The 25,770-nt window shown below is 65.6% G+C and carries 27 protein-coding genes; 12 read left to right on the top strand and 15 right to left on the bottom strand.

Going from position 1 to position 25,770, the window contains the following annotated elements; translation table 11 throughout:
- Positions 1-41: 41 nt before the first annotated feature.
- The 6 genes from GGQ64_RS10740 to GGQ64_RS10715 form a co-directional block, all read right to left on the bottom strand.
- The gene (locus tag GGQ64_RS10740) at positions 42-677 is read right to left on the bottom strand and encodes a septation protein A (protein ID WP_183804243.1); all 636 of its coding nucleotides are present in this window, start codon (positions 675-677) and stop codon (positions 42-44) included.
- A 14-nt stretch (positions 678-691) separates the two neighbouring features.
- Positions 692-2,344: a signal recognition particle-docking protein FtsY gene (gene ftsY / locus GGQ64_RS10735; RefSeq protein WP_183803500.1), complete on the bottom strand. Its 1,653-nt coding sequence runs from the start codon at positions 2,342-2,344 to the stop codon at positions 692-694.
- Positions 2,345-2,356: 12 nt separating this feature from the next.
- Complete coding sequence (gene mtaB / locus GGQ64_RS10730) at positions 2,357-3,634, bottom strand: tRNA (N(6)-L-threonylcarbamoyladenosine(37)-C(2))-methylthiotransferase MtaB (RefSeq protein ID WP_183803497.1); 1,278 nt, start codon at positions 3,632-3,634, stop codon at positions 2,357-2,359.
- Positions 3,631-4,539: a diaminopimelate epimerase gene (gene dapF / locus GGQ64_RS10725; protein ID WP_183803494.1), complete on the bottom strand. Its 909-nt coding sequence runs from the start codon at positions 4,537-4,539 to the stop codon at positions 3,631-3,633. The genes mtaB and dapF overlap by 4 nt, the downstream gene beginning before the upstream one ends.
- Positions 4,540-4,631: 92 nt before the next feature.
- Positions 4,632-5,222, bottom strand: coding sequence for a biliverdin-producing heme oxygenase (locus GGQ64_RS10720; RefSeq protein ID WP_183803491.1), 591 nt, complete (start codon positions 5,220-5,222; stop codon positions 4,632-4,634).
- Positions 5,223-5,277: 55 nt separating this feature from the next.
- Complete coding sequence (locus tag GGQ64_RS10715) at positions 5,278-6,294, bottom strand: MBL fold metallo-hydrolase (RefSeq protein WP_183803488.1); 1,017 nt, start codon at positions 6,292-6,294, stop codon at positions 5,278-5,280.
- Between the two features lie 312 nt (positions 6,295-6,606).
- Here GGQ64_RS10715 and ffh point away from each other — a divergent pair, with 312 nt between their 5' ends.
- The 5 genes from ffh to trmD all read left to right on the top strand — a co-directional run bounded on the left by ffh (position 6,607) and on the right by trmD (position 10,297).
- Positions 6,607-8,190: a signal recognition particle protein gene (ffh, locus tag GGQ64_RS10710; RefSeq protein WP_183803485.1), complete on the top strand. Its 1,584-nt coding sequence runs from the start codon at positions 6,607-6,609 to the stop codon at positions 8,188-8,190.
- A gap of 10 nt (positions 8,191-8,200) precedes the next feature.
- Positions 8,201-8,524, top strand: coding sequence for a chorismate mutase (locus GGQ64_RS10705; RefSeq protein ID WP_183803482.1), 324 nt, complete (start codon positions 8,201-8,203; stop codon positions 8,522-8,524).
- A 37-nt stretch (positions 8,525-8,561) separates the two neighbouring features.
- Positions 8,562-8,924: a 30S ribosomal protein S16 gene (gene rpsP / locus GGQ64_RS10700; RefSeq protein WP_183803479.1), complete on the top strand. Its 363-nt coding sequence runs from the start codon at positions 8,562-8,564 to the stop codon at positions 8,922-8,924.
- A gap of 100 nt (positions 8,925-9,024) precedes the next feature.
- Entirely contained in the window at positions 9,025-9,597 is a 573-nt protein-coding gene (gene rimM / locus GGQ64_RS10695; protein WP_183803476.1) for a ribosome maturation factor RimM, read from the top strand.
- Between the two features lies 1 nt (position 9,598).
- Complete coding sequence (gene trmD / locus GGQ64_RS10690) at positions 9,599-10,297, top strand: tRNA (guanosine(37)-N1)-methyltransferase TrmD (RefSeq protein WP_183803473.1); 699 nt, start codon at positions 9,599-9,601, stop codon at positions 10,295-10,297.
- On the opposite strand, the gene GGQ64_RS10685 is transcribed toward trmD, so the two are convergent.
- Positions 10,279-11,025, bottom strand: coding sequence for a sulfite exporter TauE/SafE family protein (locus GGQ64_RS10685; RefSeq protein WP_183803470.1), 747 nt, complete (start codon positions 11,023-11,025; stop codon positions 10,279-10,281). The genes trmD and GGQ64_RS10685 overlap by 19 nt on opposite strands.
- A 301-nt stretch (positions 11,026-11,326) precedes the next feature.
- Here GGQ64_RS10685 and rplS point away from each other — a divergent pair, with 301 nt between their 5' ends.
- Positions 11,327-11,869: a 50S ribosomal protein L19 gene (gene rplS, locus GGQ64_RS10680; RefSeq protein WP_183803467.1), complete on the top strand. Its 543-nt coding sequence runs from the start codon at positions 11,327-11,329 to the stop codon at positions 11,867-11,869.
- A 12-nt stretch (positions 11,870-11,881) separates the two neighbouring features.
- Here the strand turns inward: rplS and GGQ64_RS10675 are convergent, their stop codons facing one another.
- Complete coding sequence (locus GGQ64_RS10675) at positions 11,882-12,133, bottom strand: hypothetical protein (RefSeq protein ID WP_183803464.1); 252 nt, start codon at positions 12,131-12,133, stop codon at positions 11,882-11,884.
- Positions 12,134-12,137: 4 nt separating this feature from the next.
- Between GGQ64_RS10675 and GGQ64_RS10670 the strand changes: the two genes are divergently transcribed.
- The 4 genes from GGQ64_RS10670 (at position 12,138) to GGQ64_RS10655 (ending at position 16,187) form a co-directional block, all read left to right on the top strand.
- Positions 12,138-12,935, top strand: a complete 798-nt coding sequence (locus tag GGQ64_RS10670) for a transporter substrate-binding domain-containing protein (RefSeq protein WP_183803461.1) — start codon at positions 12,138-12,140, stop codon at positions 12,933-12,935.
- 7 nt (positions 12,936-12,942) lie between these two features.
- Complete coding sequence (locus GGQ64_RS10665; protein WP_183803458.1) at positions 12,943-13,764, top strand: amino acid ABC transporter permease; 822 nt, start codon at positions 12,943-12,945, stop codon at positions 13,762-13,764.
- A gap of 303 nt (positions 13,765-14,067) precedes the next feature.
- Positions 14,068-15,477, top strand: a complete 1,410-nt coding sequence (gene leuC, locus GGQ64_RS10660; RefSeq protein WP_183803454.1) for a 3-isopropylmalate dehydratase large subunit — start codon at positions 14,068-14,070, stop codon at positions 15,475-15,477.
- A gap of 191 nt (positions 15,478-15,668) precedes the next feature.
- The gene (locus tag GGQ64_RS10655; protein ID WP_183803451.1) at positions 15,669-16,187 is read left to right on the top strand and encodes a SixA phosphatase family protein; all 519 of its coding nucleotides are present in this window, start codon (positions 15,669-15,671) and stop codon (positions 16,185-16,187) included.
- 60 nt (positions 16,188-16,247) lie between these two features.
- On the opposite strand, the gene GGQ64_RS10650 is transcribed toward GGQ64_RS10655, so the two are convergent.
- Both GGQ64_RS10650 and GGQ64_RS10645 read right to left on the bottom strand, forming a co-directional pair.
- A complete protein-coding gene (locus GGQ64_RS10650) occupies positions 16,248-17,078 on the bottom strand; it encodes an aldo/keto reductase (protein WP_183803448.1) in 831 nt (276 codons plus the stop codon).
- A 160-nt stretch (positions 17,079-17,238) separates the two neighbouring features.
- Positions 17,239-17,787 (bottom strand): L,D-transpeptidase family protein, encoded by a 549-nt coding sequence (locus GGQ64_RS10645; RefSeq protein WP_183803445.1) that lies wholly within the window; start codon positions 17,785-17,787, stop codon positions 17,239-17,241.
- 158 nt (positions 17,788-17,945) lie between these two features.
- On the opposite strand from GGQ64_RS10645, the gene GGQ64_RS10640 reads away from it, so the two are divergent.
- Both GGQ64_RS10640 and GGQ64_RS10635 read left to right on the top strand, forming a co-directional pair.
- Complete coding sequence (locus GGQ64_RS10640) at positions 17,946-18,629, top strand: response regulator transcription factor (RefSeq protein ID WP_183803442.1); 684 nt, start codon at positions 17,946-17,948, stop codon at positions 18,627-18,629.
- A gap of 130 nt (positions 18,630-18,759) precedes the next feature.
- Positions 18,760-19,215 carry a cyclic nucleotide-binding domain-containing protein gene (locus GGQ64_RS10635; protein WP_183803439.1) on the top strand — a complete coding sequence of 152 codons (456 nt, stop codon included), beginning with the start codon at positions 18,760-18,762 and terminating at the stop codon, positions 19,213-19,215.
- Between the two features lie 16 nt (positions 19,216-19,231).
- Here the strand turns inward: GGQ64_RS10635 and GGQ64_RS10630 are convergent, their stop codons facing one another.
- The 5 genes from GGQ64_RS10630 to GGQ64_RS10610 all read right to left on the bottom strand — a co-directional run bounded on the left by GGQ64_RS10630 (position 19,232) and on the right by GGQ64_RS10610 (position 25,620).
- On the bottom strand, positions 19,232-20,038 hold the full coding sequence (locus GGQ64_RS10630) for an exodeoxyribonuclease III (RefSeq protein ID WP_183803436.1): 807 nt from the start codon (positions 20,036-20,038) through the stop codon (positions 19,232-19,234).
- Between the two features lie 178 nt (positions 20,039-20,216).
- On the bottom strand, positions 20,217-20,879 hold the full coding sequence (locus tag GGQ64_RS10625; protein WP_183803433.1) for an outer membrane lipoprotein carrier protein LolA: 663 nt from the start codon (positions 20,877-20,879) through the stop codon (positions 20,217-20,219).
- Between the two features lie 93 nt (positions 20,880-20,972).
- Positions 20,973-23,633: an FtsK/SpoIIIE family DNA translocase gene (locus GGQ64_RS10620; protein WP_183803430.1), complete on the bottom strand. Its 2,661-nt coding sequence runs from the start codon at positions 23,631-23,633 to the stop codon at positions 20,973-20,975.
- Between the two features lie 257 nt (positions 23,634-23,890).
- On the bottom strand, positions 23,891-25,255 hold the full coding sequence (locus GGQ64_RS10615; RefSeq protein ID WP_183803426.1) for an ammonium transporter: 1,365 nt from the start codon (positions 25,253-25,255) through the stop codon (positions 23,891-23,893).
- Between the two features lie 26 nt (positions 25,256-25,281).
- A complete protein-coding gene (locus GGQ64_RS10610; protein ID WP_183803423.1) occupies positions 25,282-25,620 on the bottom strand; it encodes a P-II family nitrogen regulator in 339 nt (112 codons plus the stop codon).
- Positions 25,621-25,770: the final 150 nt, after the last annotated feature.

The raw sequence follows: 25,770 nt of genomic DNA, 5'->3' as shown, positions 1-25,770 counted from the left end.
TCGTCCAGCGGCCCCGGTGATGGAACGTGGCCTTCGTTGCCTCAGGGCGTCTTGCTCTCCGCCGGTTCGGCCGAATACTTCATGATCAGCGGCATCTGGGCGAGCGTGAAGAGGATGGTGATCGGCATCGTGCCCCAGACCTTGAAGGCGACCCAGAAGTCCGTCGAGAAGTGGCGCCAGATGACCTCGTTGAGGACCGCGAGCACCAGGAAGAACAGGCCCCAGCGCAGCGTCAGCTTGCGCCAGCCCTCGTCCGTCAGCTTGAAGGCGGCATTGAAGACATAGCCGAGCAGAGGTTTGCCGAAGGCGAGGCCGCCCAGCAGGATGACGCCGAACAGGGTGTTGACGATGGTCGGCTTCATCTTGATGAAGGTGTCGTTCTGCAGCCATAGCGTGAGCGCGCCGAAGACGAAGACGACGATGCCCGAGACCAGCGGCATCATCGGCAGCGTCCGCGTCAGTACCCAGGAAACGATCAGCGCCGTCGCGGTCGCGGCCATGAACAGGCCCGTGGCGATGAAGATCGGGCCGCCGAGCTCGGCAAGGGCCGGGAATTGTCCCGCCAGCCATTCGCCGCGCGAATTGGCGAAGAAGAAGACGACGAGCGGGCCGAGCTCCAGCACCAGCTTCAGGGCCGGGTTGACCTTGGGCTTGCCGGCGTCTTCCATCGTCTCGATGATCCTGTCGTTGCTCATGCCTCAACCCCTGCAATCGCCTGCGCGAAATCCTTTGCCTCGAACGGTTCGAGATCGTCGATCCCTTCGCCGACGCCGATGAAATAGACCGGCAGCTTGTGCTTGGCGGCAATCGCCACCAGGATGCCGCCGCGTGCCGTACCGTCCAATTTTGTCATGATCAGGCCGGAGACGCCGGCGACGTTGCGGAAAATCTCCACCTGGTTCATCGCGTTCTGCCCGGTCGTGGCGTCGAGCGTCTGGAGCACGGTGTGCGGCGCGTCCGGATCGAGCTTGCCGAGCACGCGGACGATCTTTTCCAGCTCCGCCATCAGCTCGGCCTTGTTCTGCAGGCGGCCGGCGGTGTCGACGATGAGGACATCGCTCTTCTTTTCCCTGGCCTGCTCATAGGCCTCATAGGCCAGGCCGGCCGCATCGGCGCCGAGCTTGGAGGAGACGATGTCGGAGCCGGTGCGCTCGGCCCAGATCTTCAGCTGCTCGATCGCGGCGGCGCGGAAGGTGTCGCCGGCGGCCATCATCACCTTCAGGCCGGCGCCCGAGAGCTTGGCTGCGAGCTTGCCGATCGTGGTGGTCTTGCCCGTGCCGTTGACGCCGACGACGAGGATGACGTGCGGCTTGTGCGAAAGATCGAGCTCGAGCGGCTTTGCGACGGGCTCGAGCACCTTGGTGATCTCGCCGGCCATGATGCGGCCGACGTCCTCGCCGGTGACGTCCTTGCCGTAGCGCTCGGCGGCGAGCGTATCGGTGATGCGCAGCGCCGTCTCGACGCCGAGATCGGCCTGGATCAGCAGGTCTTCCAGGTCCTGCAGCGTCGCATCGTCGAGCTTGCGCTTGGTGAAGAGGCTGGCGATCTGGCCGGTCAGATGCGAGGAGGTGCGCGCAAGGCCGGCGCGCAGGCGCTGGAACCAGCTGAGCCTGGGCGCGGGTGCCGCAGGCTGTTCCTTCGGCTTCTGGTCGGCCGCGGAGAAGCCCTTCGGCAGCACCGGTTCGGGGCGGCTTTCTTCGGCGACGTCCGGCTCGGCCGGCTTCGTCTTTCTTGCCTTGGGCTTTGCCGACGGCGCGACGGGTTCGTCGGCGGGCACGGGCGAGGGTTCGGAAAGCGCTGCCTCCGCATCGGCATCGGCCGCCCGGAAGTCGTCGTCGGTCGCCGCAGCGTTCACTGCTGCTTCGGCCGCCTCGATCTCCTCATGGGCGTGCTCGACGCCGCCGAGGCCGATATTGACCAGTTCGGCGGCGCGGATCGCCTCCTCTTCCGGGGTAAGCGCTGTATTAGGCTGCCCGGGAACCTCCCCGGCAGGCTCGACCATGTCCGGCGCCGGGCCGCCGCCGGTCTCGATCTCCTGCTCGAGGACTTCGTCGGGCGCGATCGGGAGCGGGTGGATGACGGGCGGGAGCGGGTAGATGTCGACCTGCGGCTCACGATGGTGTGCGGCCTCGGGATTGGCCGCCTCGGCCTCCTCGAGCAAGGGATCATGCCCGCTGGCAGGCTCGATATGTGCGGGCACGGCATCGACCGGCGCGGCTTGCGGAAGACCGGCTTCCTCGACGAGGGGAGCCGGATCGGGCTTTGCGGCCTCCTCATGCGTTTGCGGCGCGGGCGCGGTGTCCTTGCCGAAGGTGAAGACTTTCTTGATGAAGCCGAAGGCCATGAATGATTTCCGCTAGTTGCGAACGGATGCGGGGTCTGCCCGCACGGTCAGGTGCTTGCCATTGTGGCCGGTGACGATCACCGAAACAAGCTCACGCGGGACAAGGCCTGCGGCATCGGCCAGCGTGAAGTTCTCCGTATGCGCCAGTCCGTTGTTTTCGACAAGGATCGTTTGCCGGCTTCCCGCCATGGCGGAAAGATGGGCCAGTTGCAGCTTTTGTCCAGTTTCTCGCAAGCGCGCGGCGCGCTCCTTGACCAGCGTGCGGTCGAGCTGCGGCATGCGCGCCGCCGGCGTACCGGGCCGCGGGCTGTAGGGGAAGACGTGCAACTGCGCGATGGCGCAGGCCTCGGCCAGCGTCGCGCTCCGCTCCGCCATGTCCGCAGTCTCGGTCGGAAAGCCGGCGATCATGTCGGCGCCGAAGCTGATCTCCGGTCGAAGGTCGCGCGCCTTGCGACAGAAGTCGATCGCATCCTGGCGCGAATGTCGCCGCTTCATCCGCTTCAGGATCAGGTCGTCGCCGTGCTGCAGGGACAGGTGCAGGTGCGGCATGAAGCGCGGCTCGTCGGCGATCAGGTCGAAGAGATGGCTGTCCGCCTCGATGCCGTCGATGGAGGAGAGCCTGAGCCGGAGGATGTCCGGCACCTGCTTCAGCAGGGTCTTGGCGAGCAGTCCGAGGCCCGGCTGTCCGGGGAGGTCCGCGCCGTAGCTGGTGGCGTCGACACCGGTCAGCACGATCTCGTGGTAGCCGCCGTCGACGAGCCTGCGCGCCTGGTCGACGATCGCGCCCATCGGCACCGAGCGGGAGTTGCCGCGGCCGAAGGGGATGATGCAGAAGGTGCAGCGATGGTCGCAGCCGTTCTGTACCTGGATGAAGGCGCGCACGTGGCCGTCGATGGCCTTGACCATCTGCGGCGCGGTCTCGGTGACGCTCATGATGTCGTTGACGCGGACCTTCTCTTCCGCCGAGACGCCGAAATCCGGCAGGGACCGGTAGGAGGCGCTCCTCAACTTCTCCTCGTTGCCGAGCACGGCATCGACCTCCGGCATGCCGGCAAAGGTCTCCTTCTCCGTCTGCGCGGCGCAGCCGGTGACGATGATGCGGGCATGGGGGTTGTCGCGGCGGGCGCGGCGGATTGCCTGGCGGGCCTGGCGCACGGCCTCGCCGGTGACGGCGCAGGTGTTGACGAGGATGGCGTTGTTCAGCCCCGCCTTCTCGGCCTCGCCGCGCATCACTTCCGATTCGTAGGTGTTGAGACGGCAGCCGAAGGTTATGACCTCGACGCCGCTCAAAGCGCGGCCGCTCCGCTTTCGGCTTCGTCGCGCCGCCACGTCCCGGTTACGGGATCGACGGTGCCGGACCACTCCCATTCGGCAGGCCCGGTCATGATCACGTGGTCGTCGCTCTCGCGCCACTCGATGTCCAGCGTGCCGCGGTTCGGGCTGCTGGCGACGGTGACGGCGACCTTGCGCTCCGTGCGTCCGGTGCGGGCAGCGCTGACGGCGGCAGCGCAGGCGGCCGAGCCGCAGGCGAGCGTCAGCCCGGCGCCGCGTTCCCAGGTGCGCGTCGTCATCGACGAGCGCGAGGTGACTTCGGCGAGCGTGATGTTGGCGCGCTCGGGGAAGATCGGGTGGTTTTCGAGCAGCGGGCCGAAGCGGGCGAGGTCGTAGGACATCACGTCGCGATCGACCCAGAAAACGGCGTGCGGATTGCCCATCGACATGGCCGAAGGCGAATGCAGCACCGGATCGTCGATCGGACCGATCTGCAGCTCGATACGGCGGGTGTCGAAGAATTCTTCGGCGAGCGGGATCCTGTCCCACTCGAAGACGGGCCTGCCCATGTCGACGGAGATCGTGCCGTCCTCGTGCTCCACGGCGTTCAGGATGCCGGCGACGGTCTGGAAGGCGAAGGCCTTCTTGCCGGTCTCGGCGGCAAGCGCCTGGACGACGCAGCGCGTGCCGTTGCCGCAGGCCTGGGCCTTGCTGCCGTCGCAGTTGAGGATGTCGATGAAGGCGTCGGTGCCGTCCGCCTTCGGATCGTGGATCGCCATGATCTGGTCGAAGGTGGTCTCGGCGTCCGCGGCGAGCGCGATCGCAGCCTCCGGCGTCACCCGGTCGGCGCGGCCGCGCATGTCGACAACCAGGATCTTGTTGCCAAGCCCGTTCATCCTCGCGAATGCGACAAAGTCTGCCATGGTGCCATCCCGTCGGGCGCCGAATGCCCGTCTTCCGGCGTATATGGCGGAATTGCCGGGAAATTACCAGTGGCACGCGGGCCTATCGGGTTTCAGGCAAATGCCTCTTCCACCAGGCCATGCACCCGGTTGAAGGCGGCCTTGGCGCCTTCGGCGGCCTTGATCTCGTCTTCTTCCGACAGGGGCAGCGTGTTGTAGGCGGAAACGAAATTGCGCCAGTGCAGGCCGCGACCGCTCGGATGGCCGGCGAGATGCCGCGCGCCGTCCTCTTCCGACAGCCCGAGCTTGATCGCTTCCTTCAGCAGGAACGCGGCGCCGAGGTTCGAACCTTCGGCGACATAGACCCAGCCAAGCGCCGTCGGCAGGTCGAGCTCGCCGTTCCGGCCTGCGATTTCGCCCGGCTCGTTGCTCGTCACGTCGCGGATGTCCTGCTTGATCGCCTTGAAGCGGCAGCGGTCGGCAAGGCCCGGCAGCAGCCGGTTCAGTTCCGGCGCGGCATAGAGCGGGGCGACATCGGCGTGGAAGCCATGCTGCACGTTGAGAAACTGCGCGTAGCGTTCTTTGCTCGCGAAGGGCTGGGCGGCCATGATCCGCTTGTCGAGGCGGTCGTGCGTGGCCTCCGTCATCGCCTTCAGGCGCTGGATGCGTGTGGCCTCGGCGGGATTTTCCAGTTCGGTCAGCATTTCTTTCCCCAAAAACTCATGAATTATCGTATCAAGCAAATGTGAGCGTCTTTCGTCAAGCCGGGACTTCGAAGACTTCGCCGGAACGCATCGGCCGGAAGCGCGAAGGAGCGATGCTGCGACGATCGAGCGCTGTGTGTAGGGCTGCGAGCGGCTCGCCGATCGCCTCGTCGGTCAGCTGGAACGTGCCCCAGTGATGGCCGGCGGCGAACGCCGCGCCGCACAACAGCATGCCCTCCACCGCCTCTTCCGGGTTCTGGTGCTGCGCCTTCATGAACCAGCGCGGCTCGTAGGCGCCGACGGGGAGGTTGGCGAGCCGGAAGCCGCCATGCTTTTCCTTCGCGGCGCGGTAATTCGCTCCGTCGTGAAAGCCGGTGTCGCCGACATGGTAGACCTTCCCGGCAGGCGTCGAGACGACGAAGGCGGCCCACAGCGCCATGCGCCGGTCGCGCGTGCCGCGCGCCGACCAGTGGTGGCAGGGCTCGCAATCGACGGTGATCCCCCCTTCGAACGAAAGCCGGTCGCCCCAGTCCATGACCGAAATCCCGGCGTCGGGGATCGCGCGGCGGATGATCGTGTCGTTGCCGAGCGGGGTGACGATATGCGGCCCGTGACGCGCCTGCAGCCGCTTCAAAGTGGCGAGATCGAGGTGGTCGTAGTGGTTGTGGGTGACGATAACGATGTCAATCGGGGGCAGGTCGTCGAAGCGGACGCCCGGCTCCACCACGCGCCTCGGCCCGGCGAAGGAAAATGGGCTGGCACGCTGCGACCAGACGGGGTCGGTGAGGATGTTGAGGCCGGCGACCTGGATGAGCAGGCACGCATGGCCGATCATGGTGACACGCAGGCCGCCGCCATCGACTCGATCGTCGGGCCTGGCCGGGCAAAAGGGACTTTCCACGCGCTTCGGCCATCGCGCCCGGCCGCCGCCGAACTGCCAGCGCATCAGCTCGCGAAAGCCGAGCGGCGTTTCCCCCTCGGGATTGAAGAAGAAGGTGCCGTCGAAATGGTCGGAGACCGGGCCGCCATAGTAGGGATTGCGCGGCTTGCTGGTGCGTGGCGTCTGTGTCATGCGAAACCGATCGAAGATATTGGGAGAATGATCTGGTACGTCGGGGCGTCCTTTGTAAGGGCGTCTGCCGGGATCGGCGCATTTTCAGCCTCTATCCTTGACTTTGGTACAGCTTTCCTGTTTATCCGCGCCATCTGCGACAAGTTCAGACACTTGAAGCCGCCGACCGGGACCCGAGAAGGTATAAAGAGATCCCGGAGGTCAACACCCGACAGCGCAATGCGCCCTCGGGTGGTTTTCGGCTTTGCGTCTTGTTTTCGTCGCAGATAGCACCGACGTTTCCGGGAAGCCGGAAACCAGAAGGACGACGCAATGTTTGAAACACTCCAGGACCGCCTTGGCGCCATCTTGAATGGGCTGACAGGCCGCGGTGCGCTCTCCGAGGCCGACGTCTCGGCGGCGCTGCGCGAGGTTCGTCGCGCGCTCCTGGAAGCGGACGTGGCGCTGGAAGTGGTGCGTTCGTTCACCGATGCCGTCCGCGAGAAGGCGGTCGGCGCGGAGATCCTGAAGTCGATCAAGCCCGGCCAGATGGTCGTCAAGCTCGTGCATGACGAACTGGTCTCGATGCTCGGCTCCGAGGGGGTCTCGATCGACCTGAACGCGGCCGCCCCCGTTGTCATCATGATGGTCGGCCTGCAGGGCTCCGGCAAGACCACCACGTCGGGCAAGATCGCCAACCGGCTGAAGACGCGCGACAAGAAGAAGGTCCTGATGGCCTCGCTCGATACGCGCCGTCCGGCCGCGCAGGAGCAACTGCGCCAACTCGGGGTCCAGGCGGGCATCGACACGTTGCCGGTCATTGCCGGCCAGTCGCCGACCGATATCGCCGCGCGCGCCGTTCAGGCTGCCAAGCTTGGCGGTCATGACGTCGTCATCCTCGACACTGCCGGCCGCACCCATATCGACGAGCCGCTGATGATCGAGATGGCGGAGATCAAGCGGAAGTCCAATCCGCACGAGATCCTGCTCGTCGCCGATGCGCTGACCGGTCAGGACGCCGTCAACCTCGCCCGCAACTTCGACGACCGCGTCGGCATCACCGGCCTCGTGCTGACCCGCATGGACGGCGACGGCCGCGGCGGTGCAGCGCTTTCGATGCGCGCGGTCACCGGCAAGCCGATCAAGCTGATCGGCGTCGGCGAGAAGATGGGGGAGCTGGAGGAGTTCCACCCCCGCCGTGTCGCCGACCGCATCCTCGGCATGGGCGACATCGTCTCGCTCGTGGAGCGGGCGGCCGAAAATATCGACGCCGAGAAGGCGGCCGCCATGGCCGCCAAGATGGCCAAGGGCAAGTTCGACCTGAACGACCTCGCCGACCAACTCGGCCAGATGCAGAAGATGGGCGGCATGGGCGGCATCATGGGGATGATGCCCGGCATGGCCGGCATGAAGGACAAGATGTCGGCGGCAGGCCTCGACGACAAGATGTTCGGCCGCCAGATCGCCATCATCTCGTCGATGACCAAGGCCGAGCGCGCCAACCCCGACCTCTTGAAGCATTCGCGCAAGAAGCGCATCGCCGCCGGCTCCGGCACCGATGCCAGCGACATCAACAAGCTTCTGAAGATGCACCGCCAGATGGCGGACATGATGAAGATGATGGGCGGCAAGAAGGGCGGCGGCATGATGAAGCAGATGATGGGCGGCCTTGCCGGCAAGATGGGCCTCGGGGGCGGCATGGGGGGCCTTGGCGGCGGCATGGGTGGCATGCCCGACCTGTCGAGCCTCGATCCCAAGCAGCTCGAGGCGCTGCAGAAGCAGGCCGAAGCCGCGGGTCTCAAGCCGGGCGGCGGAATGCCGGGCCTCGGCGGCGGCGGACTTCCGGGCCTTGGCGGCAAGCTGCCGGGCCTTGGCGGCGGGTTCCCGGGCCTTCCCGGCCTGCCGAAGAAGAAGTGAGGGCGCGGCGATGATCGATCCGGAAATCAAGAAGCAGCTGGCCGAGTATCGCCAGTCGATCGACAACATCGACGCTGCCCTGGTGCATATCCTGGCCGAGCGCTTCCGCTGCACCAAGGCGGTCGGCGTCCTCAAGGCCACCCACGATTTGCCGCCGGCGGACCCGGCGCGCGAGGAATACCAGATCGAACGCCTCCGCCACCTGGCGAAGGACGCCAATCTGGATCCGGACTTTGCGGAGAAGTTCCTGAACTTCGTCATCCATGAAGTGATCCGGCATCATGAAGCCATCGCCGCCGACTACAGCGGCTCCAACAACCAGCATACCGCTTAGAAAAAAGCGGCCAGTCATATCGCTAGGAGAAAATGAAATGTCCCTGAAGATCCGTCTCGCCCGTGGTGGTTCCAAGAAGCGCCCCTACTACCAGATCGTCGTTGCCGACGCCCGCTCGCCCCGCGACGGCCGCTTCCTGGAGAAGGTCGGCGCCTGGAACCCGATGCTCGCCAAGGAAGACGCAAAGCGCGTCGAACTCAATGCCGAGCGCATCACCGAATGGCTCGCCAAGGGCGCACAGCCGACCGACCGCGTCCTGCGCTTCCTGAACGAAGCCGGCCTTGCCAAGCGTGACACGCGCAACAACCCGGAAAAGGCAAAGCCGGGCAAGAAGGCGATCGAACGCGTCGCCGAGAAGAAGCAGAAGGCCGAAGACGCCGCTGCCGCCGCCGCGGAATAATCGCCGGCCGGGCCAAGTTCCAGCGGGCGGCGTGTCTCATGCCGCCCGTTTTCGTTTGGACTTCCACATTTTTCTGATTGAGTGATCGCGGACGGGACCGATGAACAAACTTCAAAACCCCGTGCTGATGGGCACGATCGGAGCGGCGCAGGGCCTGCGCGGCGAAGTCCGCGTCAAGAGCTACACGCTCGATCCGGGCTCGCTCGGCGACTACGGCCATCTCCACAGCGAGGATGGCCGGGTCTTCGAGGTGCTGGAGATCCGCGAGGCCAAGGAGATGGCGGTGGTCCGCTTTCGCGGCGTCAACGACCGCACCGCGGCAGAAGCGTTGCGGGGCGTGGACCTCTATATCGAGCGCGACAAGCTGCCGGACGAGGAGCTGGACGACGACGAGTTCTTCTATGCCGATCTCGAAGGGCTGGAGGCGGTCGATGCGACCGGGCGCAGCCATGGCACGGTCAGCGGCATCTTCGATTTCGGCGCCGGCGACCTCCTGGAGTTGAAGGGGCCGGGCAAGCGGCCGGTGCTCATTCCCTTCTCCGAGACGGCCGTGATCGAGATCGATCTCGAGAACGGCCGGCTGCTGATCGATCCCGTTGCCGCCGGCCTCGAAGGTGGCGACGAGGAAGGGCCGGGCAGCCGCAAGCGGCGCCCGCCGCGCGACGGGGAATGACGTGGCTTTCCGCGCCACCATCCTGACCCTGTACCCGGAGATGTTTCCGGGTTTTCTCGGCCAGTCCCTGTCCGGCAAGGCGCTTTCGCGCGGCGACTGGTCGCTGGAGACGGTGCAGATCCGCGATTTCGCCACCGATCGCCACCGGACCGTGGACGATACGCCGGCCGGCGGCGGTGCCGGCATGGTGCTGAGACCCGATGTGCTCGCACAGGCGATCGACCACGCCTCGTCGGAAGGTGACATGCGGCCTCGCCTGCTGATGAGCCCGCGTGGCCGGCCGCTGACGCAGCAACGGGTCCGCGACCTCGCCACCGCAGAGGGTGCGGTCATCGTCTGTGGCCGGTTCGAGGGCGTGGATCAGCGCGTGATCGACGCGCGCGGGCTCGAGGAAGTCTCGATCGGCGACTACATCCTCTCCGGCGGCGAGCCGGCGGCGATGATCCTGCTCGACGCGATCGTGCGCATCCTGCCGGGCGTGATGGGCAATGCCCTGTCCGGCGTCCACGAGAGCTTCGAGGGAGGGCTTTTGGAGCACCCGCATTATACGCGGCCGCAGGTGTGGGAGGGCCGGGAGATACCGGCGGTGCTGACCTCCGGCCACCACGGCGAGATCGAGAAATGGCGGCTTGCGGAGGCGCGCCGGTTGACCGGGGAGCGTCGCCCGGACCTGCTCGGCCCTCAGCCCGTCACGAAGTAGTAGATCGTCAGGAGCCCGCCGACTGCGACGACGAGGGCGCGGATGAGCGTCTGCGGAACGCGGCGCGCCGCCCAGACGCCGGAATAGCCGCCCATCGCGCCGGCGGGGATCATCACGGCCGCCTGCGGCCAGCCGACCACATTGCCGCTTGCAAAAACGACGATTGCGACGCCCGCGATCACCATGGCGAGGAAATTCTTCAGCGCGTTCAGCCGGTGGTAGTCTCCGCCCTTGGAGAGGCCGAGCACGGCGAGCGTCATGATGCCCATGCCGGCGCCGAAGAAGCCGCCGTAGATCGACGTCGCGAACTGGCCGACGAGCCCTAGCGGGCCGAGCGGCTGCTCGGCATGCAGATGCTTCGGCTTCAAAAGCGGACCGGCGGCGAAGACTGTGGTCGCGCCCAGCAGGAGCCAGGGCACGAGCGCGCGGAAGCCCGGGTTGGACATGGAGAGCAGGAGCAGCGCGCCCGCGAGCCCGCCGACCAGCGAAAGCGCGCCGACGATGACCGCCTCCTTCCAGTCGGCACGGATTTCGCGCCGGTAGGCAAGGGCGGAGGTGACGTAGCCGGGGAATTGGGTGATCGAGGAGGTGGCGTTGGCGACGATCGGCGGCAGGCCGGTCAGCGTCATGGCGCCGAAGGTGAGGAAGGTGCCGCCGCCGGCAATCGCGTTGACCACGCCGGACAGGAAGCCCGCGACGAACAGAATTGCGATATCGACGATCGACATGATTGCTCCCATGGGCCGCCTCGGCGAGCCGGCCATTCCTCCAGAAGCGCTGATATCGCCCGCCATGCCCGGTTGCAATCCTCCAAAAGCCGAAGATGCCGACGATTTATCGCGCTGCAAGGGATGACAAGCGCTGCCGAATGGTGTATTGGCCCGCACGGTTTTGGGATCGTCCCGGAAAGCCGAAAGCAAAGAATGGCGAATACGCTCCTGTCCGGCAACGGGCATTTCCCCGAGGTTCTCACCGAAGGGACAAGGTCGAGCGCTCTGGCTGTTTCAGAAGAACGTAAAGGTTAGACCGATGAACATCATTGAGCAGCTCGAGGCCGAACAGGCCGCAAAGATCGCCGCCAAGCGCACCCTTCCGGAATTCTCCCCGGGCGACACGCTCCGCGTCAACGTCCGCGTGACGGAAGGCACCCGTACCCGCGTACAGGCCTATGAAGGCGTCTGCATCGCCCGTTCCGGCGGCGGCATCAACGAGAGCTTCACCGTCCGCAAGATCTCCTACGGCGAAGGCGTCGAGCGCGTATTCCCCGTCTTCTCCCCGCTCGTCGAGAGCGTCGACGTGGTCCGCCGCGGCAAGGTCCGTCGCGCCAAGCTCTATTACCTGCGCGATCGTCGCGGCAAGTCGGCTCGTATCGTCGAGAACACCGGCACCCGCGCCCGCAAGCTGAACGACGCAGAACGCGCAGCCATTGCCGAGGAAAAGGCACGTCTTGAGGCCGAAAAGGTCGCAGCCGCACAGGCGCTGGCCGCCGAGAAGGCAGCAGCCGAGGCAGCGGAAGCCAAGGCAGCGGCAGAAGCCGCAGCCGCAGCCGCTGCGGAACCCGCAGCAGAATAAGGCTCGTCCAAATCATTCGAAGAAGCCGCCGGGGGCAACTCCGGCGGCTTTTTTTGTGCGCGCTTGCCGCTGCCCGGCGGGCGGGCCGGCAGCGTGGCCTTCCATGTGGATCTTCCGGCCGCTTGATATCGCGCGCCGAGCGAAGCCGGAGATGCCAAGGGCGCCGGCCGTCTTTTGCTTCCGGTAGCCCATATTTGGCATGATCCGTCTTGCCAGTATCGATTGTTCTGTGACACGTTTCGCGTGCCACACTTTCTGGAGCATTCCGATGTTTTCGCGCCGTACGGTCCTTGCCGGGCTCTCCGCCCTTGTCCTAATGCCCTTCACTGCCGCTGCGGCCGAATTGCCCGATCTCGGCGGCAAGACGGTGGTGGTCGTCACGGAGAACGCCTATCCGCCGCTGCAGTTCGTCGATCCGAAGAGCGGCGAGCAGATCGGCTGGGAATACGACGCGATGAACGAGATCGCCAAGCGGCTGAACTTCAAGGTCGAGTACCAGAACACCAGCTGGGACGCGATGATCCAGGCGGTCTCCGACAACCAGTACGAGATCGGCATGACGGGCATCACCATCAAGGACGATCGCAAGGAGAAGGTCGATTTCTCCGATCCCTACATGCGCTCGCAGCAGTTCATGCTGGTCCGCGGCGACGAGACCCGCTTCACCGACGCCAAGAGCTTCGGCGCCTTCGCCGACGGGCTGGTCGGCGCGCAGCCGGGCACCTCGCCGTTCTATGCCGCCGTCTACGAGATCCTCGACGGCAACGAGCAGAACCCGCGCATCAAGCTGTTCGAGACCTTCGGGGCGACGGTGCAGGCGCTGAAGGCGGGCGACGTCGATCTGGTGCTCACGGACAGCGTCGCGGCCAAGGGCTATGTCGATGCGTCCGCGGGAGCGCTGAAGGTGATCGGCGACCCGCTCGGCACGGAAGATTTCGGCTTCATCTTCCCCAAGGGGTCCGAGCTCGTAGCACCCGTCAATGCCGCGATCGCCGAATTGAAGACGGACGGCACGCTGGACGCTTTGAACAAGAAGTGGTTCCTCGACTACAAGATGGGCCAGTAAGCCCTTCATGGCTGCTGCATCCCGGAATTCGGAACCGACGAAGGGCGACTACCCCTGGTGGCTGGTCGCCCTTGTCACGATCGGTCTTGCGCTCGCCGTCGTGATCGCCGCCAACGAGATCTATGCGCAGGTCCTTGGCGTGATCCTGCAGGGCCTGTGGGCCACGATCTTCGTCACCGTCGTCGGCTTCGCGCTGGCCACCCTACTCGGGCTCGGGATAGCGCTGCTCGGTCTCTCCGATCACGTGGCGCTGCGCCAGGCCGCCCGATTCTATACGGAAGTCATCCGCGGCGTGCCGATCCTGGTGCTGCTGTTCTATATCGCCTTCGTCGGCGCGCCGGCGGTCGTGGCGCTTGCGAACGTCGTGATCGGCCCCCTTGTCGCTGCCGGATACGTCGAGCCGCTGCTGGTGCGGGACGTCTCGCTGATGTGGCGGGCGATCCTGGCGCTGACGATCGGCTATTCCGCCTTCATCGGCGAAGTGTTCCGCGCCGGCATCCAGTCGGTGGACAAGGGGCAGGTCGAGGCGGCCAAGGCGCTCGGCCTGTCGCGCACCCAGCGCTTCCGGCTCGTCGTGCTGCCGCAGGCGATCCGCGTCATCCTGCCGCCGCTCGGCAACGACTTCGTGGCGATGGTGAAGGATTCCTCGCTCGTCTCGGTGCTCGGCGTCTCCGACATCACCCAGATGGCGAAGATCTATGCCTCCGGCTCGTTCCGCTTCTTCGAGACCTATTCGATCGTGGCCTATGTGTACCTGATCCTGACGATCGGGCTGTCCCTGGCGCTGCGGGGCGTGGAGAACAGGTTGCGCAAGGGGACCGGGAACTGAGGCGCCCACCGGGTCGCCATGAGAGCGCGTGTCGTCGCGGTCGGGGAGCCAGTTCCGCTCGTCGGGCTCAATCAGTACAATATTGCTGCCAGTCGGTAAAACTGGTATAGGCCGGCCATGGAATCCAAATTCGCATGCATTGGCGGGCGCGTTTTCGTACTGCAGGACCACAAGCGCCTGCCGGTACGCTTCTTCGCGCGGGTATGCGGGGCGCTTACGAGCCGCCTGGCCTGATCCTGGCCGGATCCGCGGCCTTGGCCGCATTTGCATTCCATTCCCATCGCATCACTTGGATGAAGAGCCATGAGCGCACCCCGTACCCTCTATGACAAGATCTGGGACGACCACGTCGTCAACACGCAGGAAGACGGCACCTGTCTTCTCTACATCGACCGCCACCTCGTTCATGAGGTGACGTCGCCGCAGGCCTTCGAAGGCCTGCGCATGGCCGGTCGCAAGGTTCGCCATCCGGAAAAGACGCTCGCCGTCGTCGACCACAACGTGCCGACCTCGCCGGATCGCAAGAACGGCATCAAGAACGATGAGAGCCGTATCCAGGTCGAGGCGCTGGCCAAGAACGCGGCCGACTTCGGCGTCGAGTACTATTCGGAGAACGATATCCGCCAAGGCATCGTGCACATCGTCGGCCCCGAGCAGGGCTTCACGCTGCCGGGCATGACGATCGTCTGCGGCGACAGCCACACGTCCACGCACGGCGCCTTCGGTGCGCTGGCGCACGGCATCGGCACGTCCGAGGTGGAGCACGTGCTCGCCACGCAGACGCTGATCCAGAAGAAGGCGAAGAACATGCTGGTGCGCGTCGACAACCAGTTGCCGCCGGGCGTCACCGCCAAGGACATCATCCTCGCCATCATCGGCGAGATCGGCACCGCCGGCGGCACCGGCTACGTCATCGAGTTCGCCGGCGAAGCGATCCGCGCGCTGTCTATGGAAGGCCGGATGACGATCTGCAACATGACGATCGAGGGCGGCGCCCGCGCCGGCCTGATCGCGCCGGACGAGACCACCTTCGCCTATGTCAAGGACAAGCCGCGCGCGCCGAAGGGCAAGGCCTGGGATATGGCGCTCGACTATTGGAAGACGCTGAGCACCGACGAGGGCGCGCACTACGACCGCGTCGTGGTGTTGGACGCGGCCAACCTGCCGCCGATCGTCTCCTGGGGTTCTTCGCCCGAGGACGTCGTGTCGGTTCAGGGCATCGTGCCTGATCCGGAAGCGATTGCCGACGAGACGAAGCGCGCCTCCAAGCAGCGCGCGCTCGACTACATGGGCCTGAAGCCGGGGACGAAGATCACCGACATCAACATCGACCGCGTCTTCATCGGCTCCTGCACCAACGGCCGTATCGAGGACCTGCGGGCCGTTGCCAAGGTGGTCGAAGGCAGGAAGGTCGCTTCGACCGTGTCCGCCATGATCGTCCCGGGATCGGGTCTGGTGAAGGAGCAGGCGGAGGCCGAAGGTCTCGACAGGATCTTCAAGGAAGCCGGTTTCGACTGGCGCGAGCCCGGCTGTTCGATGTGCCTGGCGATGAACGACGACCGGCTGAAGCCGGGCGAGCGCTGCGCTTCAACCTCGAACCGCAACTTCGAGGGCCGCCAGGGTTTCAAGGGCCGCACGCACCTCGTATCGCCTGCCATGGCGGCGGCCGCCGCCGTCGCCGGCCACTTCGTGGATATCCGCGAATTCAATTGACCGCATGACGGCGGGGCGTATGACCTGCCTGCCGGGTCCAGTCTGATGGCGAGGGCCGTCCCGTCCGGGGCGGCCCTCTTGCAATTTGACGGTCGGGGCTATCGTATTTCGCGCTTCAGGCCTTTGTCGATGCACGCCTTTGTCGCAAGATCGGCTGCACGCTCTTGCGCCACGCGCCGAAAGGAACGCACATGACCAATCGCCGTCTCATGCTGTTGCGCCATGCCAAGTCCGCCTGGCCGGACGGGGTAGCCGACCGGGAGCGGCCGCTCGCGCCGCGGGGGCAGAAGGCGGCCCCGCGCATCGGCGAATATCTTCAGGCCGAGAAACTCATCCCCGATCTCGTTCTTGTCTCCAGCGCCCGCAGGACGCAGGAGACATGGGCGCTGGTCGCGCCGCACCTGCCGAAGGGCGCCGAAGGGCGCGAGATCGACGTGCTATACGAGGCGCCGGCCAACCGGCTGCTGGAGATCGTCCGTGCCACGGATGCGTCGGTTAGCACCCTCATGCTGATCGGTCACAATCCGGGCCTGCAGCATTTCGCGGCCGCGCTGGTCGGGGCCGGGGAGGGCAGGGCGCTGAAGAGGCTGGAGGAAAAGTTTCCGACGGCGGGGCTGGCGGTGATCGACCTGCCGCTGGCGCTCTGGTCCGACCTGCATGCGGGGACGGGGACGCTTGAGCGCTTCGTGACGCCGCGATCGCTGGAATGAGGCGGGTTGGCGACCGGGAGAGTTCCCGACCGCCAATGTCAAACGGGTGCGTCGCCGCGCTCAGAAGTCCGCGGTCTTCGGGTCGGGCCCGATCCGGGCGTCCGCGCGGTCCAGCGCGGCAATCGCGGCCAGGTCGTCGTCGTCCAGCTTGAAATCGAACACCTGGAAATTCTCCTCGATCCGCGACGGGGTCACCGATTTCGGGATCACGACCAGGCCATTGTCGATGTGCCAGCGGATGATCGTCTGCGCCGGGGTGCGGCCATGCTTGCGTGCGACCGCGCCGATCGTCGGGTCGTCCAGTAACTGGCCCTGGCCGAGCGGGCTCCAGCTTTCGGTGACGATGCGGCGCGGGGCATGGGCCTGGCGCGCGGCCTTCTGCTGGAAGTCGGGATGAAGCTCGATCTGGTTGATCACCGGCTCCTCGCCGGTCTCGGCAATGATCATTTCGAGGTGTTCCGGATAGAAATTGGAGACGCCGATCGAACGTGCCCGCCCTTCCGTCTTCAGACGGACGAACGCCTTCCAGGTATCGACATAGAGGCCCTTCCGCGGTGCCGGCCAGTGGATCAGGTAGAGGTCGACATAGTCGGTGCCGAGACGCTTGAGGCTCTCGTCGAAAGCCTTCAGCGTGGAATCGAAACCCTGGCTGTCGTTCCAGAGCTTGGTGGTCAGGAAAACGTCCTTCCGATCGACGCCGGACGAGCGGATGCCCTCGCCGACGCCTTCCTCGTTGCCGTAGATGGCTGCGGTGTCGATGTGGCGGTAGCCGGCGTCGAGGGCCGTTTTGACCACCGGCGCGGCCACGTCGTCGGGCGTGCGCCAGACGCCAAGTCCGACCTGGGGGATGGTGTTGCCGTCGCTAAGGGGGATGGCAGGGGTCTGGGTCACGAAAGGTCTCCATGTATGAATGCGTCAAAACGGATGACAGGCGCCGGTCCGGAACGCCCGCGGAGGGGCCGCAGATCCAGGCGCGACCAGAGAGATATAGGAACCCGGCCCGCGGTTTCCACATCCGCCGGAGAAGGTCGGGAAGATGCGCGGCGTGGGATCAGACCACCTTCAGCATCGTTCCGCGCGCAAGATGCGGCAGCAGCCGGCGCATGTCGGCGGCGCGAATTGCGACGCATCCCGCCGTCGGCTCGAATCCGGGGCGGATCAGATGGAAGAAGATGGCCGATCCCCGGTTCCGCCGACGGGAGGTGACGTTCCAGTCGAGGACCAGGCAGGCGTCGTAGAGCCCGTCCTTGCGCCGCATCTCCTCGTGGCTCGGCTTGAAGGGGCTGCGGACGAGGCGGTTGTAGTTCGGATCGCGCGGCTCGTCGCACCAGAGCATGTCCGGGCGGATGCGCTGCATCGGCAGGCGGGTGGAAATCCCCCGCATCCTGTCGCCGCGGAAGAAGCCCTCGAGCAACCGCATGGACGCAATCGGCGTGGCGCCGTCGCCTTCGCGCTTGCGGGCGGTGGTACCGCTCCGGCCGATGGCCGCGGGGATGGACAAAATGCCATATCGCAGGATGGCGCGGCTTTTCGTCAGCGGCGCGCGCCGGACCACGATTGTGCCGCGATTGTCTGATGCTGTCGTTTTTGCCCGTCTCATGACCGGTGCCTATTCAGTGCTCACGCGAATGTGCGTTGCCCGGAAAACCGGGTCCAAGCATATGCTCGCCGGCGGGCGTGGGGTTTGCATATATCCTTGGCGGACTTGTCAAAAGGCCAATTTCGCATAGGGTCAGTTCGATATTCGAAGGGAAGCATATGACATCGCGAACCATCCTCATTGTCGATGACGACAACGACCTGCGCGAGACGCTGGTCGAGCAGCTTGCGCTCTACGAGGAGTTCGCGATCCAGCAGGAGTCGACCGCGGCGAAGGGCATCCAGGCCGCCCGCGCCAGCCAGGTCGACCTGCTCATCATGGATGTCGGCCTGCCGGACATGGACGGCCGCGAGGCGGTCAAGCTCCTGCGGAAGGGCGGTTTCAAGGCGCCGATCATCATGTTGACCGGCCACGACACCGATTCCGACACGATTCTCGGCCTCGAAGCCGGGGCGAACGACTATGTCACCAAGCCGTTCCGCTTCGCCGTCCTGCTCGCCCGCATCCGCGCGCAGTTGCGCCAGCATGAGAGCAGCGAGGACGCCACCTTTGCGGTCGGCCCCTACACGTTCAAGCCCGGCCAGAAGCTCCTGACCATGGACAACGGCCAGAAGATCCGGCTGACGGAGAAGGAGGCTGCGATCATCCGCTACCTCTACCGGGCGGACCAGAAGGTGGTCACGCGCGACGTGCTGCTGGAGGAAGTCTGGGGCTACAACTCCGGTGTCACGACCCATACGCTCGAGACCCATGTGTATAGGTTGCGCCAGAAGATCGAGCGCGATCCGTCCAACGCGCAGATCCTCGTCACCGAGAACGGCGGCTACAAGATCGTTCCGTAAGGGCGTCCATCGACAGCATAGTCCCGGGATTGCCGGGCCGGACGCTGGACGCGGCCCGGCCTGGTCGGCTATTCATTCTGACAACAGATCAAGGCCGACGCTGCGCTCGGCCGCATGACGGAGGCGCCGCTTGGCTCTCATCGACGATATCAGGCTTTTCGCACAGGTGCCGCTGTTTGCGGGCCTGTCCGAGGACAAGCTGCGGCTGATGGCGTTCGGTGCGGAGCGGCGGCGCATCGTCGAGGGCCAGACGCTCTTTCGCGAAGGGGCATCGGCCGATTGCGGCTTCGTCGTCGCTTCGGGAAGCTTTCGTCTCTCCTCGACCGCGCGGGACGGATCCGTTCGCCACGAGGGTGTCGCAGCCGTCGGCACGCTTCTTTCGGAGCTTGCGATGATCTCCGTCATCGAACGGAAGTTCACGGCGACGGCGGTCGAGGACAGCGAGGTCATCCGCATCAACCGTCCGCTCTTCCGCCGCATGCTGGAAGAGTATCCGGACGTGGCCGTGATGGTGCAGGGACGGATCCGCGCCAACCTGGCGGCGATGATTGACGGCGCCTCCGGCATGGCCGGGCGGTTCGCCTGAGGCGCGCCTGCCTTCACTAGAGATCGAACGTGGCGATGACCGGGACGTGGTCGGACGGGCGCTCCCAGCCGCGGGCCTCGCGCAACACCGTGATCTCGGACAGATGCTGATCGAGATCGGCGGACGACCAGATGTGGTCCAGCCTGCGGCCACGGTCGGCTGTGGCCCAGTCCTGGGCACGGTAGCTCCACCAGGTGTAGAGCTTCTGGTCGACGGGGACCTTGCGGCGCATCAGGTCCACCCACGCCCCCTTCGTCATCACCTCGGTGAGGCCCTCGACCTCCACCGGCGTGTGGCTGACGATCTTCAGAAGCTGCTTGTGCGACCAGACGTCATGCTCCAGCGGCGCGATGTTCAGGTCGCCGACGAGGATCGACGAGATCCCCGCCTCCGCCTCGGCATGCAGCATCTTCATCTCCTCGATGAAATCGAGCTTGTGGCCGAATTTCGGATTGATCGTCCGGTCGGGTTCGTCGCCGCCGGCCGGGACGTAGAAATTGTGCAGCCGGATCGACTTGCCGCCGTGGCGGAAGACGACGGAGACGTGCCGCGCATCGCCGACGCCGCAGTAGTCGCGCCGCTCCACGAGCTCGGTCAGCGGCAGGCGGGAAATCGTCGCCACGCCGTGATAGCCCTTCTGGCCGTGCATGACGATGTGCTCGTAGCCGAGCGCCCGCAGCGGCTTGGACGGAAACTGGTCGTTCGGGCACTTGGTTTCCTGCAGGCAAAGGATGTCCGGCGCATGGGTCGTGAGGAGATGCTCGACCAGGCCGATCCGCAGGCGTACGGAGTTGATGTTCCAGGTCGCGATCGAAAGGGTCATTCGGGCTTTTCCTCGTGGTGCCGGATGGCAGGACGCGAGGTACTTAGCCGATAAGTGCCCGGATCGAAACGGGGTTCAGGGGTTTTCGGTGCAGATTCGGACCGGTTGCGATGCCGGCAAGGAAAGAGCCGCAGCGTTGGACACTGCGGCTCGAGATCGTCTGCGTGCAGGGGACCCGTCAGCGGCCGTGGATCTCGTCATAGGGGATGGCGAAGACCTTGGGATCCAGCGGCACGCCGTTCTTGACGTTGAAGATCATCACCGACGTGTCCTTGCCCTGGGCATCGGTGATCGTCCACTGCCGAAGGTCGTAGGTCTTCGGATCGAACATCATGGTGATGGTGGAGGTTCCGAACATGTTGCGGTCGCCGAGGATGATGGTGATGAGGTCGTCCTCCTCCTTCACGCCGCGGACCATCTTGGTGGAGAGATCGATCTGGTTGCCGAGGAGAAGCTTCAGCGGCGTCTTCGACAGCGGATAGACATCCCAGGTCTTGAGCTTGCGGTTGCCGATGACCACCGTGCGGCCGTCGGAGATGACGCGCATCGGCGAGGGATCCTCGTAGTTGAAGCGGATCTTGCCAGGACGGCTGATGAAGAACTTTCCGCCTGTCTGCTCGCCACGGGGGCCGAACTGGACGAACTCGCCCATCATCGTCTTCACCGACGAGAAATGGTTGGCGATCCTCTGTGCCGTGGCGGATGCCTGTGCGGCTGCGGGATGCGATGCCAGCAGGGACGGGCCCCCGACTAGGACCAGGGCCAGCAGTCCGGCAAAGTTCCTGCGGGTGATGTGGCCGGCCGGGGTCTTGTCGTGAGCGTTCATCTTGGTCTCCTTCATGCCGCTCTGAATGTCCGCCAAGTACGGCGCGATCATGGCGTGAGCCGGACGCCTGCGACCGTTATGGCACAGGTAGAGCGGGGCTAGTTCTCGTCAACGGCTCGTGACGTCGTCTTCCGTCGGAACCAGGATCTCGCGCTTTCCGGCATGGTTGGCCGGGCTGATCAGGCCCTCCTGCTCCATCCGTTCGATGAGCGAGGCGGCACGATTATAGCCGATCCCGAGCCGGCGTTGAATATAGGACGTGGACGCCTTGCCGTCGCGCAGGACCACGGCGACGGCCTGATCGTAGGGGTCGTCGGAATCGTCCAGGTTGGCGGTGCCGGCGGGGCCGGCGCCGTCCATGTCGTCATCGTCGTCCTGGGTGATGGCATCGAGGTATTGCGGCGCGCCCTGTGCCTTCAGGTGGGCGACGACCGCCTCGACTTCATGGTCGGACACGAACGGGCCGTGCACGCGCTGGATGCGCCCGCCGCCGGCCATGTAGAGCATGTCGCCCATGCCCAGCAGCTGCTCAGCTCCCTGTTCGCCGAGGATCGTGCGGCTGTCGATCTTGGAGGTGACCTGGAAGGAGATGCGGGTCGGGAAGTTGGCCTTGATCGTGCCGGTGATGACGTCGACCGAGGGACGCTGGGTCGCCATGATGACGTGGATGCCGGCGGCACGCGCCATCTGCGCCAGGCGCTGGACGGCGCCTTCGATGTCCTTGCCGGCGACCATCATCAGGTCGGCCATCTCGTCGATGATGACGACGATATAGGGCATCGGCTGCAGGTCGAATTCCTCCGTCTCGTACATCGCCTCGCCGGTCTGGCGGTCGAAGCCGGTCTGGACGGTGCGGGTGATCTGTTCGCCTTTGGCGAGCGCCTGCTCGACACGGCTGTTGAAGCCGTCGATGTTGCGCACGCCGATCTTCGACATCTTCTTGTAGCGTTCCTCCATCTCGCGGACGGTCCACTTGAGCGCCACCACCGCCTTCTTGGGGTCGGTGACGACGGGGGAGAGCAGGTGCGGGATGCCGTCGTAGACGGAGAGTTCGAGCATCTTCGGGTCGATCATGATCAGGCGGCACTGCTCGGGCTTCAGCCGGTAGAGGATCGACAGGATCATGGTGTTGATCGCGACCGACTTACCCGAGCCGGTGGTGCCGGCGACGAGCAGGTGCGGCATCTTGGCGATGTCGGTGATCACGGGCTCGCCGCCGATGGTCTTTCCCAGCGCCATGGCGAGCTTGGCCTTGCTGGTTTCGAAGTCGCGGGCGGCCACCAGTTCGCGCAGGTAGACGGTCTCGCGGCTCTGGTTGGGCAGCTCGATGCCGATCGCGTTGCGGCCGGGCACGACGGCGACGCGGGCTGCGATCGCGCTCATCGAGCGGGCGATGTCGTCGGCAAGTCCGATCACGCGCGAGGACTTGATGCCGGGTGCAGGCTCCAGCTCGTACAGGGTGACGACGGGACCCGGGCGGACGTGGATGATCTCGCCCTTGACGCCGAAATCCTCCAGCACCCCTTCGAGCATGCGGGCGTTCTGCTCCAGCGCGTCGGCGGAGAGCGAGGCGTCGCGGGCGACGTTGCGGGGCTCTGCCAGGAGGTGCAGCGAAGGAAGCTGGAAGCCGCCGGGGGCGGCGAAGGAGGTCTGCGCCTCCCGCTCGACCCGCGCGCCTGCCTTGGGCTTCGGGGCGGCCGCGGCGATCCGTGAGCGCAGGCCCGCGGGTGCCGGCGGCTTGCGCGGCGCCCAATCGTCGGCCAAGTCGTCGTCCACGTCATTGTCTGGCAGGATACCGGCCGGACGCGGCAGGTCGTCGTCCTCGTCCGCATCGTCCCCGTCGTAGCCGTCCATGGAGGGCGGCGGGACATTGCGGCGGGCACCGCCGTCGAGAGACGGCTCGACGCGATCCGCATAGCGCGGCGTGACCTTGGCGCGGGTCGGCTCGTTCAGCGTCCCGAACTCGTCGTCGTTGAAATCATAAGGCTGCTCGACGGCGCGCGCGCGCGTCTTGCCGCGGCCCGAGAGCCCGAACAGGCGACGCAGGCGGGCCTGGTTGGTGTACCAGGCATGGGTCAGCGCGCCGGCTATGACCATCATCGGGCCTTCGGCGTCGTCCTCCTCGTCGGAATCGCTGACCGTCCGCGTCCGCTCGACGCTGGCGGGTGGAGCGATCTCGTCCTCGCCCACCGGATCGTTGCCGATCAGGCCGGCGCTGAAGACGAGCAGCCAGCCGGCCGGGACGGCGACGATCGCGCCGAGGATGCTGGCCAGGATGCCGGTCGGATAGGCGCCGGTGAAGAGCGCGGGAAAGCGCAGGATCATGTCGCCAAAGACGCCGCCGAGGCCGTTCGGCAGGGGCCAGGTGACCGGCGCGGGGATGCAGCTGAGCGCGGCGGAGGCGAGCACGGCGCCGACGAACCAGCAGCCGAGCCGCTTGACGATGCGCGACATGCGACGGTTCTTGATCAGCGCCAGCGCCCAGGCGATGACCGGAAGCAGGGCAATGACGCAGGCGAGCCCGAAGAACTGCATGAAGATGTCGGCAAAGGCGGCACCGGCATAGCCGAGCGCGTTGGTGGGTTCACCGCCCGATGCATAGGAGAAGCTCGGGTCGGCGACGTTCCAGGTGGAGAGGGCCGCCACGGCCAGCGCCAGCGCGACGAACAGGCCGAAGCCCAGGAGCGCCCGGATCTGCCGCCATAGGAAGGCCGACAGAACAAATCGTTCGGGACGATTGTCCAGCATTGCCGTTGTGCTTCTCGCCATGTGTCTACAGCCTGTCGCGCGATGGGCCCGGATGCGGTCGTCTGCCGGGCTCGGGGGCATGGGTCATGTGCGACCCTAACGGGACAAGCCTTAATGGCGTGTTAACCATGGCGCGCAGAGCGGCCGCGACGCGAAAAAAGGCGGGCGCCGCCCACAAAAAAGGCCCGGACCGCGAGGTCCGGGCCGAGGGCCTGCTTGCACGGGCCGTGACGGGAAGATCCGACGGCGCCGGCCTGGGCCGGCGCCGTCCCGTTGCATCAAGCGTGGTAGGCGGCTTCGCCGTGCGAGGAGAGGTCGAGACCTTCGCGCTCGGCTTCGGCCGTGACGCGCAGGCCGACGATCACGTCGACGATCTTGTAGAGGATGGTCGAGACGACGCCGCACCACACGATGGTGATGACGACGGCAGTCAACTGCGTCATGAACTGGCCGCCCATGGTGACGCCTTCGGCATAGCCGATGCCACCGAGGGTGTCGGAAGCGAAGATGCCGGTTGCAAGCGCGCCGAACAGGCCGCCGATGCCGTGCACGCCGAACACGTCGGCGGTGTCGTCGTAGCCGAACTTTGCCTTCACGACCGAGATGAAGAAGTAGCAGATCGGCGATACGATCAGGCCCATCACGATCGCGCCCATCGGTCCGACGATGCCCGCGGCCGGGGTGATGGCGACGAGGCCGGCGATCATGCCGGAGGCTGCGCCGAGCATCGAGGCCTTGCCCCGCGTGAAGGTTTCGACGAGCGACCAGGAGACGATGGCCGCAGCCGTTGCGATGAAGGTGTTCACGGTTGCGAGCATCGCGCCGCCGGAGGCCTCGAGGTTGGAGCCGGCGTTGAAGCCGAACCAGCCGACCCAGAGCATGGCCGCGCCGACGAGGGTGAGCGTCATCGAATGCGGGGCCATCATGTCCTTGCCGTAGCCGATGCGCTTGCCGACCATGATCGCGCCGACCAGACCGGCCACGCCGGCGTTGATGTGCACGACGGTGCCGCCGGCGAAGTCGAGGGCGCCCATGCCGAACAGCAGGCCGTTGGCGTCCCAGACCATGTGGGCGATCGGGAAGTAGACGAAGGTTGCCCAGAGAACGCAGAACAGCACGGCAGCCGAGAACTTGATGCGCTCGGCGAAGGCGCCGACGATCAGCGCCGGGGTGAGTGCCGCGAAGGTCATCTGGAACATCACGAAGATGAATTCCGGAATGACGACGCCCTCAGAGAAGGTCGAGGCGGTCGACTCCATCGTTACGCCGGAGAGGAACAGCTTCGCGGTGCCGCCGAAATAGGGGCTGGTGGAGCCGCCGAAGGCGAAGGAGTAGCCGTAGATGACCCAGACGAGCATCATGACGGCGCCGACGATCGTGCACTGCATCAGCACGGACAGCATGTTCTTGGCGCGGACGAGGCCGCCGTAGAACAGGCCGAGACCCGGCATCAGCATGAAAAGCACGAGGATGGTGCAGAGGAACATGAAGGCGGTGTCGCCCTTGTCGGGAACGGGTGCGGCAGCGGCAGCCTCGACGGCGGCCGGTGCGGTTTCCTGCGCGAAGGCGACGACCGGCGCGAGAACGGCCGCAGCGGCTGCGCCCGCGCGGCCAAATATGGCGTTGAGAGTATGCGATGACATTGATATTGCTCCTGATCTGCCGGTTCTTACAGCGCTTCGGAATCGGTTTCGCCGGTGCGGATGCGGACGGCGTGGTCAATCGAGTAGACAAAGATCTTTCCGTCGCCGATCTGACCGGTCTTGGCGGCAGACGCGATTGCCTCGACGGCCTTGTCGACGGTCTCGGTCGGGACGGCGATCTCGATCTTCAGTTTCGGGAGGAAGCTAACGGCATACTCGGTACCGCGGTAGATTTCCGTGTGTCCCTTCTGGCGCCCGTATCCCTTCACTTCGGTCACGGTGAGCCCCTGGATACCCACTGCGGTGAGGGCTTCTCGTACCTCATCGAGCTTGAACGGCTTGATTATTGCCATCACGATCTTCATCTGGATTCCCATCCTTCGTGTTCACCCACGGCCGAGGCCGTTTCTCCTTGCTGCCGCAGGCATCATGCTGCAGCTGCCGAGCCTACACATTCAAGGGGCGTGCCAGATTCAATGCGTTTCGTAACACATTGTTAAATAATGATTTTATTG

It is taken from the genome of Mycoplana azooxidifex, assembly GCF_014196765.1.
GTDB classification, from domain to species: Bacteria; Pseudomonadota; Alphaproteobacteria; order Rhizobiales; family Rhizobiaceae; genus Mycoplana; species Mycoplana azooxidifex.
This window is presented reverse-complemented; position numbering and strand designations above follow the sequence as displayed.

What these genes read in the sequence shown, in the direction of transcription:
- GGQ64_RS10685 (WP_183803470.1), bottom strand. Translation starts at nt 11,025, where the DNA reads ATGTCGATCGTCGATATCGCAATTCTGTTCGTCGCGGGCTTCCTGTCC.
- GGQ64_RS10715 (WP_183803488.1), bottom strand. Translation starts at nt 6,294, where the DNA reads ATGACACAGACGCCACGCACCAGCAAGCCGCGCAATCCCTACTATGGC.
- GGQ64_RS10630 (WP_183803436.1), bottom strand. Translation starts at nt 20,038, where the DNA reads ATGACCCTTTCGATCGCGACCTGGAACATCAACTCCGTACGCCTGCGG.
- leuC (WP_183803454.1), top strand. Translation starts at nt 14,068, where the DNA reads ATGAGCGCACCCCGTACCCTCTATGACAAGATCTGGGACGACCACGTC.
- GGQ64_RS10615 (WP_183803426.1), bottom strand. Translation starts at nt 25,255, where the DNA reads ATGTCATCGCATACTCTCAACGCCATATTTGGCCGCGCGGGCGCAGCC.
- GGQ64_RS10705 (WP_183803482.1), top strand. Translation starts at nt 8,201, where the DNA reads ATGATCGATCCGGAAATCAAGAAGCAGCTGGCCGAGTATCGCCAGTCG.
- GGQ64_RS10720 (WP_183803491.1), bottom strand. Translation starts at nt 5,222, where the DNA reads ATGCTGACCGAACTGGAAAATCCCGCCGAGGCCACACGCATCCAGCGC.
- dapF (WP_183803494.1), bottom strand. Translation starts at nt 4,539, where the DNA reads ATGGCAGACTTTGTCGCATTCGCGAGGATGAACGGGCTTGGCAACAAG.
- rimM (WP_183803476.1), top strand. Translation starts at nt 9,025, where the DNA reads ATGAACAAACTTCAAAACCCCGTGCTGATGGGCACGATCGGAGCGGCG.
- GGQ64_RS10625 (WP_183803433.1), bottom strand. Translation starts at nt 20,879, where the DNA reads ATGAAGGAGACCAAGATGAACGCTCACGACAAGACCCCGGCCGGCCAC.
- rplS (WP_183803467.1), top strand. Translation starts at nt 11,327, where the DNA reads ATGAACATCATTGAGCAGCTCGAGGCCGAACAGGCCGCAAAGATCGCC.
- GGQ64_RS10665 (WP_183803458.1), top strand. Translation starts at nt 12,943, where the DNA reads ATGGCTGCTGCATCCCGGAATTCGGAACCGACGAAGGGCGACTACCCC.
- GGQ64_RS10670 (WP_183803461.1), top strand. Translation starts at nt 12,138, where the DNA reads ATGTTTTCGCGCCGTACGGTCCTTGCCGGGCTCTCCGCCCTTGTCCTA.
- ftsY (WP_183803500.1), bottom strand. Translation starts at nt 2,344, where the DNA reads ATGGCCTTCGGCTTCATCAAGAAAGTCTTCACCTTCGGCAAGGACACC.
- GGQ64_RS10645 (WP_183803445.1), bottom strand. Translation starts at nt 17,787, where the DNA reads ATGAGACGGGCAAAAACGACAGCATCAGACAATCGCGGCACAATCGTG.
- GGQ64_RS10620 (WP_183803430.1), bottom strand. Translation starts at nt 23,633, where the DNA reads ATGGCGAGAAGCACAACGGCAATGCTGGACAATCGTCCCGAACGATTT.
- GGQ64_RS10655 (WP_183803451.1), top strand. Translation starts at nt 15,669, where the DNA reads ATGACCAATCGCCGTCTCATGCTGTTGCGCCATGCCAAGTCCGCCTGG.
- rpsP (WP_183803479.1), top strand. Translation starts at nt 8,562, where the DNA reads ATGTCCCTGAAGATCCGTCTCGCCCGTGGTGGTTCCAAGAAGCGCCCC.
- ffh (WP_183803485.1), top strand. Translation starts at nt 6,607, where the DNA reads ATGTTTGAAACACTCCAGGACCGCCTTGGCGCCATCTTGAATGGGCTG.
- GGQ64_RS10675 (WP_183803464.1), bottom strand. Translation starts at nt 12,133, where the DNA reads ATGCTCCAGAAAGTGTGGCACGCGAAACGTGTCACAGAACAATCGATA.
- GGQ64_RS10610 (WP_183803423.1), bottom strand. Translation starts at nt 25,620, where the DNA reads ATGAAGATCGTGATGGCAATAATCAAGCCGTTCAAGCTCGATGAGGTA.
- GGQ64_RS10640 (WP_183803442.1), top strand. Translation starts at nt 17,946, where the DNA reads ATGACATCGCGAACCATCCTCATTGTCGATGACGACAACGACCTGCGC.